General features: G+C 44.4%; 9 protein-coding genes. 7 read left to right on the forward strand and 2 right to left on the reverse strand.

Annotation, left to right across the window (positions count from 1 at the left end):
* Positions 1-262: 262 nt before the first annotated feature.
* Together NST33_RS12675 and NST33_RS12680 are read right to left on the reverse strand one after the other, a co-directional pair.
* Entirely contained in the window at positions 263-847 is a 585-nt protein-coding gene (locus tag NST33_RS12675) for an AAA family ATPase (RefSeq protein ID WP_339308063.1), read from the reverse strand.
* Positions 848-930: 83 nt separating this feature from the next.
* Positions 931-2736: an ABC transporter substrate-binding protein gene (locus NST33_RS12680; protein ID WP_339308065.1), complete on the reverse strand. Its 1806-nt coding sequence runs from the start codon at positions 2734-2736 to the stop codon at positions 931-933.
* Positions 2737-2870: 134 nt separating this feature from the next.
* Here NST33_RS12680 and NST33_RS12685 point away from each other — a divergent pair, with 134 nt between their 5' ends.
* The 7 genes from NST33_RS12685 to fabD all read left to right on the forward strand — a co-directional run bounded on the left by NST33_RS12685 (position 2871) and on the right by fabD (position 11876).
* Positions 2871-4490 (forward strand): DUF4173 domain-containing protein, encoded by a 1620-nt coding sequence (locus tag NST33_RS12685; RefSeq protein WP_339308067.1) that lies wholly within the window; start codon positions 2871-2873, stop codon positions 4488-4490.
* Between the two features lie 92 nt (positions 4491-4582).
* Positions 4583-4933: a hypothetical protein gene (locus NST33_RS12690; RefSeq protein ID WP_339184529.1), complete on the forward strand. Its 351-nt coding sequence runs from the start codon at positions 4583-4585 to the stop codon at positions 4931-4933.
* Entirely contained in the window at positions 4870-5751 is an 882-nt protein-coding gene (gene yidC / locus NST33_RS12695; RefSeq protein ID WP_339308069.1) for a membrane protein insertase YidC, read from the forward strand. Before NST33_RS12690 ends, yidC begins: the two co-directional genes overlap by 64 nt.
* Before the next feature lie 370 nt (positions 5752-6121).
* Positions 6122-6958, forward strand: coding sequence for an undecaprenyl-diphosphate phosphatase (gene bacA, locus NST33_RS12700; RefSeq protein WP_256704411.1), 837 nt, complete (start codon positions 6122-6124; stop codon positions 6956-6958).
* A gap of 170 nt (positions 6959-7128) precedes the next feature.
* Complete coding sequence (locus tag NST33_RS12705; RefSeq protein ID WP_221824842.1) at positions 7129-7872, forward strand: hypothetical protein; 744 nt, start codon at positions 7129-7131, stop codon at positions 7870-7872.
* 15 nt (positions 7873-7887) lie between these two features.
* Positions 7888-8568: an MBL fold metallo-hydrolase gene (locus NST33_RS12710; protein WP_076217160.1), complete on the forward strand. Its 681-nt coding sequence runs from the start codon at positions 7888-7890 to the stop codon at positions 8566-8568.
* Between the two features lie 20 nt (positions 8569-8588).
* Positions 8589-11876, forward strand: coding sequence for an ACP S-malonyltransferase (gene fabD / locus NST33_RS12715; protein WP_221824840.1), 3288 nt, complete (start codon positions 8589-8591; stop codon positions 11874-11876).
* The last annotated feature ends 26 nt before the right edge of the window (positions 11877-11902 follow it).

The raw sequence follows: 11902 nt of genomic DNA on the forward strand, positions 1-11902 counted from the left end.
ACATCTATAATCTATCAGTTCAAATGTGATGGCGATTCCGTAGTACGCGCTTATTACGGCAGGACTTCCGCAAACCTTTTTGCGTGATCCCGCAATTATGGAGTATGAAGAGTGAGTTTTGAATGATCTTGAATATATGAAAAGAGGTATTTGTCATGATGGACCCAACAGGGACCTCGACAAATACCTCTTTTTGTTTCGTCTTTTATTTTCTATGCAAAGCGACATAGTGCAAAGTAATTGGGAAGTAGATTTTATAAAACTATTCGTACATCCGTCGTTCAAGTTCAGAATAGGCAATCGCAGGATCATCACTGGAATTATCAATATAAGCGACGGATGCAGAAGGGAGGGGCCAGGCTATTTCTTTACGGACGAGAGAAGCTGTGAAGGTATCCCAATTGGCTAACTTCCATTCATCTAGTGGGGATTGTCTTGCTGTGATCCGCTTGTGATACAACACTTCATTCTCTAGATAAATATAGGCAACACGCACATCCGTATCATCCAGGGTATGTCCAATTCGTGCAAGTTCCTGCTCGATCCAATCCGGGGTACCGATTTCCTTGGTAAATGGCCCCACAACGATCGTATCGATACCCAACTGAACGTTATCCAGAGCAGCGTCCATCGTGATGCGGTACCCAAGATCACGGCATAACCTTTTGTATTCAGGCGAATCTCGGTCGGATGGATCAAGTCCCTGAAGGGTCATGATCGCCTCAGCCGCGGGACGAAGCAGAATATCCATATCGAAGAAAGCAGCTTTATGTTTACGGGAAAGGGCTTTGGCTAGTGTGGTCTTGCCACTTCCGGCCCCACCGAGAAAGAAAATTAGTTTGCTCATGAATGTAATGCCTCCTTAGTATGGTGCAAGTGCGTGTAAGATGTAAGTTAGTATCATTTATTTTAGCACAATCCATAACAATCTCACTTCATCACCTGCGAAGGAAACCAGATATGACGCAGATTCGCCCAGCCCTGGCTGTTGAAAGATAGACCACGTACCGAAGGCAGATAAGCGGTTTCTACCGGTTTTTCGGATAAATGGAATAGTAAATTTTGATCAACCAAAAATTGCTCAATGCGATCTAATTCGAAAGTTCGATCTGCTGCGATGGGAGAGGCGACGATGGTTTGCAAGATCTCATGGATCGTTATACGAGCAGAATCTTCCAGATGCTCAGACAACGTGGAGTAGAGATCATATCTTCGCAGTTCTTCGTCCCTGTCCCGAATAAGTGAGAAGAGAATCAGATCAGACTCCAGCCGGAGATTTCCTTTGAACTGCTCCATCGTAGCAGTATGGACGGTACAGGAAAAACCGCACTGCTCCAGTATGGACGCCAGATGTTGAGCATCCCTGCGATATTGTGGAATGGTTGCAATGTGCAAGGAGATGGGACTGGAGGATACGAAACTCATCGATATATCGCTAAATCCCTCCGAGTGGACTTGGACTTTCTTGGTATTCACGGCACTAAAATCAGTCTCCACGACCTCAGAGGTATCTCCACGTCCGTCATCTCTATACATTCCAGCAAGGCATGACTCAAGGTGTGCTCTTACTTCCGGATCGTTTAACGGTCCGGTTTTTTGCGTATTACACGTGAGTAATTTATGAACCATCACCCCTGCACTAATCTGTGTCCAGTCTGCACCCGCAGACGAAGACGGATTATGAACAAGATGAAAGAACGGAGTTTCGATATCTTGGCTATCATCCATTTTTGCCGAGGCACTCCACGGAATTTGCAGGATATCTACCCGGTCCATATGGGCTCTACCCTGAAAATACGATGAAAAGGCTTCAAGTCTGCACAAGTGATCATCCCAGGCGGTGACCTTGAACGGTCCCGTCCCAACAGGTTTTTGCATCCCATGCACATCACTCGAATGCTTCATCTTATGTTCGTTTGTTCCTGGTGAGGGTACAATCGCCGCACGACTTGTTGTCAGGAAGGACAAAAACAATTCATGAGGATTTTTAAGCTGGAAACACACGGTTAAGGAATCGACCGCTTCAATAGATAGAATCTGTTTACTTACATCACGGTACAGTGTCCGGCGATCTGTAGATTGCAGTCGTTCAAACGTATGCACTATATCATGGGCCGTCAACAACTGACCATCGTGAAATGTAATACCTTTTCGCAAATAAAAGATCCAGGTCTTTCGGTCTGCACTGACATCCCAGGTATGAGCGAGACAGGGAAGAATCTCTCCCTGTTCGCCCCGCTGGACCAACCCATCAAAGACATGGCTGGTAACAAAGGATTCAGCTAATAGATTAATGTACAGCGGATCAAGCGCATGAAGCTGTTGGCGGAGGGGCAACCGAAGCGCATCAATCTGCTCATTATTGGTGCCGGCTTCCGTATGATGTCCTGAATATCCAAGCAACCACTGGTTTAGATGATCCTGCATGATTGTTGAACTGGAGAATGCGCTCACCTGCTCGGCAGCTTCCTGTAACTCCCGGCGATTCATGGCCTGCATCATATATTCTGCGGCGATTTGATCAGCCGGAACAAGCAAAGTCAGTGAAGAACGCCGACCCCGGCCACGCTGGGAAACCCAACGAATCCAATCATGGGCAACCATCTTTTTGACAATCGTTAACGTATTGCGGTGTGTACAATTTAGCAACTCAGCGAGATCGGCGAGTGTAAGTTCATGTTCTGTATGGTGACCGTAATGACGATGCAACAGCAGATATTGCTGATGTAGTTTCAAGTGTTGATTCCCTCCTGGAGGTGAACTTTGACGTATTCCTCTAAAATAAGAAGTTTTGTCGATTTTAATTTCTATTTATATTCCTATTTTATCATCTAGAATATAGCATAGAAAGGTTAATGGAGGTTTTTCCCATGATTGATAAAATAATGGCTTCACCGCAACGCGCTCTAATCACGCTACTGTCTGCTTGGATGCTGGCAATCATTCACCAGTATTTATTCTATGGTAATGAGATTGGCGTATCGTATCCTATCTTTGTAATTCTCTTTTATGTGTTCATGTATCTGTTTGCACGGGATCGCATGAGGTCTTTCAAGTTCATTGATGCTTTTGTAGCGGCTGTAGTGCTATTGTTGTCAATAACGTTCCTGTTATACGACAATGAACTGCTGTATGTTCTTAATTTTCTGGTCATACCTGGCGTAGTTATCTTACATATGACGTATCTGATGGGCAGAAAACGGAAGCAGTGGTGGGAGATTGGCTTGATTGGTACGGCTATTGACCACTTGCTGCCTCAAGCCATACGTCATTGGGGGACTGTTGCTGCTATTGCTGTGAGAGCAGGCGGGCGTGGCATGGGCAAATCCCAGAAAACAGTTGTTTTCAAAGTACTCATTGGTCTTGTGGCGTCCTTGCCTATCCTCATTGTAGTCGTTGCATTACTGTCCTCTGCTGACGGGGTCTTTGATCAGTATTTAGCCGGTTTTCCGGAGTGGCTGAATCAATTGGCTTTTACTCCAGGGATACCGAGAATCATCTGGATTGTCATCGCAGGTGTATTGCTGTTCGGTTATGTATGGGGATTTGTACAGCCAATGCAATATGAGGCAGAGAAGAGAGCGAACGCACATTGGAAAAATGGAGCAGCATCCACGGTTGATAAGCGTGATCACACCTATATATTCTCTCCTGTGGACCCGGCCACTGAAGGTCAGGTTACCAATAAGATTACATCCGAGCCCGAACGCACTCCGGTTCATAGGGAACCATTCAGTTTGGACCCCATCATTGTGGGGACGATGCTGATTGTCATTAACTGTGTGTACGTTTTGTTTGTTCTTGTACAGTTTTCGTATCTGTTTGGTGCAGGAGAGGGGCATCTTCCGGTAGATCTGTCTTACGCAGATTATGCGAGAAGTGGATTCGCAGAGTTAATTCTCGTCACAGGTATTAACTTCTTTATTCTTATTGTTGCTTTGCAGTATACCCGTTCGAGTGGCAAAGCGGGTTCCATCGTGCATCAGGTACTTCTCCTGATTCTGGTCAGTTGTTCAGCAATTATGTTGTATTCCGCGTTTATGCGCCTGAATCTGTATGAGCAGGCATATGGATATACGTACATCCGCTTCCTGGTACACGCATTCATGATCTTCCTCGCACTCCTGTTGCTGATTGCCGGCCTTCGTATACGGTACACATCAATACCGCTGATTCGCTGGTATATTGTGCTGGCGCTCACAGCTTATGTTGCAGTCAACTATGTGGGCATGGATAAACGGATTGCCGAGCTGAATATTGAACGTTATCATCAGACTGGCAATATTGATGCAACCTATCTGGCGAGTCTGTCAGCAGATGCAGTTCCGTTACTTCGTGAGTTTGCTCTGGAGGAGTTTCCGGATCTCAAGAGGGAAATGCTGGAACGTCAAGCATATCTGGATATGGATACATCAGATTGTTCCTGGCCTTCTTATAACGTGGCAAGACACCGAGCTGAGCTAGAGTTGTCCAAATTGAGAACGGAATAGCTGAATAGTAGTTGTTTTCACGTACGGATTTATGCAAAAACAATATGTAAGTGTTATAATATAAAAACTAACCTATAAAGGGGGTGAATCCCTTGTTTGAACTTCAGGAACTATTACCGTATTTATTCTCGATTGGACTCATCTTCACCGTCAGTTATGCCTATATCGCCCATCTTCACTGTGGCATGACAGAGTATTGGATGGAAGGTAGCGCCGGTGGTGGACTTGAACCAGTACTTCCCGCTTTGAGTTTGGACAGACAACACAGACAGGAAGTCTGGAGCCGCATGATCAGACGAAGAGAAGCGCCCGATGAAGATGATTCAGATTGTCATTCCTCGTTGAACGATTGGTCTACAAATCAACGAGGAGGATATATATGGAACATAAGACCAACAAGGGATTCACTTTTACTTCGGGCAAGGGACGGATCTATGGCCTGATTGCCATTTTGTTTGCAGTCATGCTGCTTGCCGGATGCAGCAACAACGTGTCGGAGATTACTTCATCGACACCGGGATTTTTTAATCACTATATCGTATTTCCACTGTCGTACCTGATTCAGCACATTGCCACCATATTTAACGGAAGCTACGGGGTCGCGATTATCGTGATTACGCTGGTCATTCGTTTAGCGCTGTTACCCTTGATGATGCGTCAAGCCAAGTCCCAGCAGGGAACACGAGTCATTATGAACGCCATGAAACCCGAGATGGATGCGCTCAAGAAAAAATATGAAGGCAAAGATGACCCTGTTGATAAGCAAAAGCTGTCTCAGGAAACGATGGAGCTGTACAAGAAACATAAGTTCAATCCACTGAACATTGGTTGCTTGCCGATGCTCATTCAATTGCCTATACTTTCAGGTATTTACACAGCCATCCGACTTACACCGGAGTTATCCTCCCACTCGTTCCTGTGGTTCAAACTGGGAGCGCCGGACTACGTACTCGCAGTGGTGGTCGCGGTCATATATCTGATTCAAGCCAAGGTATCACAAGCCAATATGGCGCCTGAGCAGCGAAAACAGTTCGCTATTATGGGTTATCTCTCCCCAGTGATGATGGCATTCTTTTCTCTTACAGCTCCGGCAGCGATGCCGCTCTACTGGACAGTTGGGGGGGCATTCCTTGTACTACAGACATTATTGTTCCGCAAAATGTACCCGGTGGAACATCCGCAGGAGCCTGCTACGATTGAGGTGAAAAAGATCAAGTCTGTGCAACATAACAAGTCCAGAAAACACGCCAAGTCACAGTGACTTGAGGCGACATCACAACTACGCTATTTCACCCTATGGAGCAGACACGTCGTCTACTTTATAGGGTGTTTTCGTGAGAGTGGAAACGAGTGATCAAAGAACAATTCTCATCACTCAACAGGTTTTAGTATATAAGGTAAGGGGTTGACATATTTATTCTATAAGGGGTTTTCAGGTCAAGTCCAGTTTGAACATGATGAGGTAGATTTATGGAATAAAAACAAATAAAATTTATTCATTGGATTTATTGACAAAATTTGATGCATCCATTACCATTTTGTTTAAGAGTTTTGGGGAGGAGCGAATCTAGTGTAAATGTTTATCAAAATATAACGATTTTTGTGAATTCATACCACGATAAATTTAATTCATTGGATCTGGAGGAAAATTAGTGGATATTATTATCGGGCTTATACTAGGTATAGTGGAAGGACTTACGGAGTTCGCCCCAGTGTCATCTACAGGTCATTTGATTTTGGTGGGACATTTGCTAGGTTTCGAGGGTACTGTGCGTGCTTCGACATTTGAGATTGTAATCCAACTCGGTTCAATCCTGGCTGTGGCTTTTCTGTTCTGGAAACGAATTCTCAGCATCCTCGGTATCCATGTTGGAGAAGATCGGAAAGCGACAAAGTCTACGGAAAAATTAACACTTATTCATATCATTATTGGTGTTATCCCTTTTGGTGTTGGGGGCGTATTTTTTTACGATTACATAAAAGAGGTTTTGTTCAGTGCTCAAACGGTTGTTGTAACGTTAATCCTTGGCGGGATTCTGATGATTGCAGCCGAAATATTTAAACCAAAAAAGCCGGCTGCAGAAACATTGGATCAAGTCACGTACCGGCAGGCTTTAATCGTAGGTCTGTTCCAGTGCTTTGCACTTGTTCCCGGTTTTTCGAGAATGGGTGCTACGCTATCGGGAGGTTTGCTAGCAGGCATGAGTCACAAAACAGCCTCGGAATTTACGTTTATAATGGCACTTCCTATTATGTTCGGAGCTTCACTGAAGGATTTATACGAGAGCTGGGATTATCTGTCGGTTGATGATCTTCCCTTATTTATTACGGGGTTTGTGACTGCTTTTATTGTAGCCATGATTGCAGTTAAATTTTTCCTGAAGTTGATTAACCGGATTAAACTGATTCCTTTTGCAATCTATCGTTTTGTATTGGCAGCCGCTTTTTGGATCTTTTTGCTAAACTAGAGCATTCTTATTATCTATTACATGTGAATAAATTAACCGTCGCCGGGAGTCTTATCCATGATCAGTGTTTTTATCAACTCACATTGAAAAGGAAAGATTCCCTTTTGCTTTTTTTTTGGAAATAGGTAGTTATCAAGGGAGATTCATCTACTGGGGTGGGAGCGCAAAATATGACACCATTCATCATAAAGCAAAGCATCATGTTTGTCATACTGTATGGAATCCAATTTTTGATCGGTACGATTGTACTCAAATATCAGTTGCGTGTGAATTACGCTCGTAAAATTGTTCATTTCATGTCTTTTATTACACCAATGGCTATTGAATTGATCGTGAGTTCCAGTACAGGATATACCGGGCCCATTTTTATCGTCGGAATGCTGATGAACTGCGTTATTATGCTCATTTATATTAAGCCAATTCGCGAGAAAAGTGTATTGGTTCAACGCATGTTTGCTTCTTTTGATCGTCCGGAAGATCGTCCTCATACTTTGCTGTGGATGAATACGCAATTAATTGCCGGCTACGTCGTTCTGGCACCCTGCTTTCTGTATTTTCAAAGCATAGGTTATGGTACGCTGGCCTTTATTCCCGTTATCATCAATGGACTAGGAGACGGGCTAGCCGAACCGATCGGTATTCGCTTTGGAAAACATAAATATCGTGTTCATGCCTTATTTTCGAAGAAAAAGTTTACGAGAAGTATCGAAGGCAGTTTATGTGTGTTCTTATCCGCAGTATTGATCCTTTTGGTGTTTGCAAGCAGTTTTACAGTTCCACAATTAGTTGTTGCACTGCTGGTTCTTCCTATAGCTGTAACTCTAGCTGAGGCATTCTCACCCCATACTGTAGATACACCGTTTATACTTATCGTTGGTTTTGCGTGTTTGTACATGATCATTTCATTTGTTTAACAAGGAGAACTTCATATGACAACCAGTGAATACAAGGTGATTTCTATTAAATCCAGTTATGAAGCATTCATTAATTATAGCTATATTGTCGTTGATGAAACGACCCGGGAGGCAGCGGTTATTGATCCTTCCTGGGACCTCGAAGCCATTCTGGATTCCCTGGAAGCTGAGCAGGCCAAACTCACACACATCCTGTTGACACATTCCCATACGGATCATGTACATCTTGTGGGGGCATTGCTCGACCGTTTTAATCCTCAGGTTTATATGGGGGGTGCCGAAATTGATTTTTTTAGGTACCACTGTAAGAATTTGAAGCCTGTAAAGGATCGAGATGCCGTTTTAATGGGCAATACACTAATATCCTGTATAAACACCCCAGGACATACGCCGGGCTCTATATGCTATTCATTAACAAATCATATTTTTACAGGAGATACTCTGTTTGCAGAGGGATGTGGCATATGCTCCGAACGCGGAGGGGATCCAGGTGCGATGTATCAGAGTTTGCAAAAAATACGGCAGCAAATACACCCTTCCGTCAGGGTATACCCTGCACATTCATTTGGCATTGAACCGGGTCAGACACTTCAGATGCTGCTTGAGAGAAACATATATTTTAATATTTTCGATGAAGAACAGTTTATTGCTTTCCGGATGAGAAGGAATCAGCCGGATGCCAAAAGCTTTGTGTGAAGGAACAAGAGGAGTGGCATATGAAAGAAAACATTGTTTTTATGTTCTCCGGTCAGGGTTCACAATATCTTCAAGCGGGAAAAGAATTATACCGGAGTTATTCGGTATTTCGCCGATGGATGCAGCAGATGGATCGTTGGGTTCAAGACATCGGCGGCAGATCCATTATACAGGAATTATATGATTCAAATCGGCCTTATTCTGATAGTTTCGAAGAAACTCTAATTACACATCCCGCCATTTATATGCTGGAATATGCGCTTGCAAGGACATTAATGGAGAACGGGGTTATACCCACAACCGTTGTTGGTACCAGTTTGGGGGAGTTCGCTGCAGCGGCTGTATCCAACGTAATAACTCCCAAGGCGGGACTGGAAGCAGTGTATAGACAAGCTGAAATTATACACAGGACTTGTATTCCGGGAGGCATGCTGGCTGTATTGCATAGTCGTGACATCTATGACACTAATCCGGAGCTACATGCGGAGTGTGAGCTTGTTGCTGTGAACTCGTCAAATCATCTAGTCATCTCGGGGGAGTTGAAAGGGCTTACAATAGCGGAGAATTGGCTAAAAGGCGAAGGGATTTCTCATGTCAGACTGTCTGTTACTCATGGCTTCCATTCAGCATGTATCAATCCTGCGGCCAAAGAGTATTTAGCCTATCTGGACAAGCTGTCTTACGATGCACCCCAGATTCCGCTTGTCTCTAGCTTGACCGGACAAGCTGTCACCAAGGTATCAACCGATCATTTTTGGCGAGTTGTCAAGGAACCGATTCTTTTCTCTCAGGCGATATCTCATATACGAGAAGAGAAACCGGATAGTATATTTCTGGATTTGGGGCCTTCGGGTACACTTTCCAGCCTCATAAATCAGATTAGCCACAGGAAGGAACGAACATATATAACCATGACTCCCTTCCATCAGGATGCAAAACATGTGGAAGAGATCATTAGTCGTTACGCCAATTCGAATGAAACTGGAGGGGATGAACCTTTGTGGGCATATGTATTTCCAGGGCAGGGATCACAGAAGTTGGGCATGGGTGAAGGATTATTTGAGCAGTTTCCAGAGTTGACCCGGCAAGCGGATGATATTCTTGGATTTTCCATTCAGGAACTGTGCTTGTACGATCGGTCTCAGCAATTGAGCCTGACAGAATATACGCAGCCGGCTTTGTTTGTTGTTAATGCCATGATGTATCTACATAAAATCAAGGAAACGGGCAGAAAGCCAAGTTTGGTTTCGGGCCACAGTTTGGGAGAATACAATGCGCTTTTTGCCGCAGACGTATTTGATTTTGCTACAGGATTGAAGCTTGTACATAAAAGAGGAGAAATCATGAGCATGGCCCCTAAAGGGGGGATGGCCGCGGTTATCGGTTTAACCGAGAGTGCATTGAAGACAATTCTTCAACGATTTGGACTGTATCAACTGGATATCGCCAATCTGAACTCCCCGACCCAAATTGTTTTGGCAGGGCCTCAAGAAATCATTGATCAGGCCAAACCAATTTTTGAACAAAACGGTGCACAGATGTATATCCCTCTCAGGGTCAGCGGCGCATTTCATTCGCGTTATATGGAAAAATCAGCCAAACAATTCGATCAGCATCTCCAGCGTTATACATTTTCCGCTCCTACGATGACCGTCATCTCAAATTATACAGCCCGACCCTATCGTACAAATGAAATTCATGCCAATTTGGTCCGCCAAATTACACATCCGGTTCGCTGGTCTGAAACGGTACGGGTTCTGATGGGCATGGGCGTAAACACAATAGAAGAGATCGGTCCAGGCAATGTGCTGACTAAGCTGGTTACCAAGATTCAGACAGAGTGCGAACCCATCGTATATCGTCCTGAAGACATGTCTGTCAAACCATTATCGTCAGCAGTCCACCCCGATACTCCAATATCATCCGTTGTACAGCCTGGCAACCAAGAAACTCGACTGGCCGAGTCTCTTGGCTCGAAACCCTTCAAAAAGGACTATAATCTGAAAATGGCCTATTTGACAGGTGCAATGTACAGAGGCATTGCTTCGGCGGAGATGGTTGTTAAAGTGGGGCAATCGGGAATGATGGGCTTTTTGGGCACAGGGGGGTTAAGCCTGAAGCAGATCGAAGAAGGAATCGATTATATACAACACCATTTGCAGGATGGACAGGCATATGGGTTAAATCTTCTTCATCAAATGACACATCCTGAACGTGAAGAAGAACAGGTTAACTTATTACTACGTAAAGGTGTAAATACAGTAGAGGCTTCTGCCTTCATGGGTGTTACTCCGGCATTAATCAAGTACCGTGCCCATGGACTGAAGCGTTCATCAGACGGGCGGGTATCCGCAACCAATCGCATTATTGCAAAAGTATCCAGACCTGAAGTGGCTGAAGCATTTTTAAGCCCCGCTCCGGAATTCATGGTTGAGAAGATGTTGAAGGAAAACAAGATTACATCTGTTCAGGCAGAACTCCTGAAAAAAGTACCCATTGCAGAGGATCTGTGCCTTGAGGCTGATTCGGGTGGACATACAGATGCGGGTGTGGCGTATGTCCTGCTGCCTGCCATGGTTCGTCTTCGCAATACAATGATGGAAAAGTACGGTTATTCGAAAGAAGTCCGCATTGGTGCTGCCGGTGGTATTGGTACACCTGAAGCAGCAGCAGCTGCTTTTTTGCTCGGAGCGGATTTTATCGTAACAGGTTCAATCAATCAATGCACGGTTGAAGCAGCTACTAGTGACGCTGTCAAAGATTTACTACAGGATATGAACATTCACGACACGGAATATGCTCCTGCTGGAGACATGTTTGAGATTGGAGCCAAGGTACAGGTTCTCCGCAAAGGTGTATTTTTCCCCGCCAGAGCGAACAAGCTCTATGATTTGTACCGGCAGCATGATTCTTTAAATGACATTAGTGAAAAAAACAAACAGCAGCTGGAAAACAAATATTTCAAAAAAACCTTTGAAGAAGTATATCGCCAGGTCGTTCAGTATAGATCTCCGGAGGAAATACAAAAAGCCGAACAGAATCCCAAATACAAAATGGCATTGGTATTCAAGTGGTATTTTGCCCACAGTACGATGCTTGCAATGGAAGGAACAGCAGGTCATCAGGTCGATTATCAAATCCACTGTGGTCCTGCCTTGGGAGCTTTTAATCAATGGGTGAAAGGCACACCGCTGGAGGACTGGAGAAACCGCCGCGTAGCTGAAGTGGGCATAAAGTTAATGGAAGATACGGTTTTGGTTATGCAAGAGCGCCTGAAACAATTGGCTATGGCCGTTGAGATGAACTAACTTTTAGCATTGTGGGGACAGGGGGG

The organism is Paenibacillus sp. FSL L8-0435 (assembly GCF_037965655.1).
GTDB lineage: Bacteria > Bacillota > Bacilli > Paenibacillales > Paenibacillaceae > Paenibacillus.

Coding starts and splice junctions, on each gene's coding strand:
- NST33_RS12675 (WP_339308063.1), bottom strand. CDS start 847: ATGAGCAAACTAATTTTCTTTCTCGGTGGGGCCGGAAGTGGCAAGACC.
- NST33_RS12685 (WP_339308067.1), top strand. CDS start 2,871: ATGATTGATAAAATAATGGCTTCACCGCAACGCGCTCTAATCACGCTA.
- yidC (WP_339308069.1), top strand. CDS start 4,870: ATGGAACATAAGACCAACAAGGGATTCACTTTTACTTCGGGCAAGGGA.
- NST33_RS12705 (WP_221824842.1), top strand. CDS start 7,129: ATGACACCATTCATCATAAAGCAAAGCATCATGTTTGTCATACTGTAT.
- NST33_RS12710 (WP_076217160.1), top strand. CDS start 7,888: ATGACAACCAGTGAATACAAGGTGATTTCTATTAAATCCAGTTATGAA.
- fabD (WP_221824840.1), top strand. CDS start 8,589: ATGAAAGAAAACATTGTTTTTATGTTCTCCGGTCAGGGTTCACAATAT.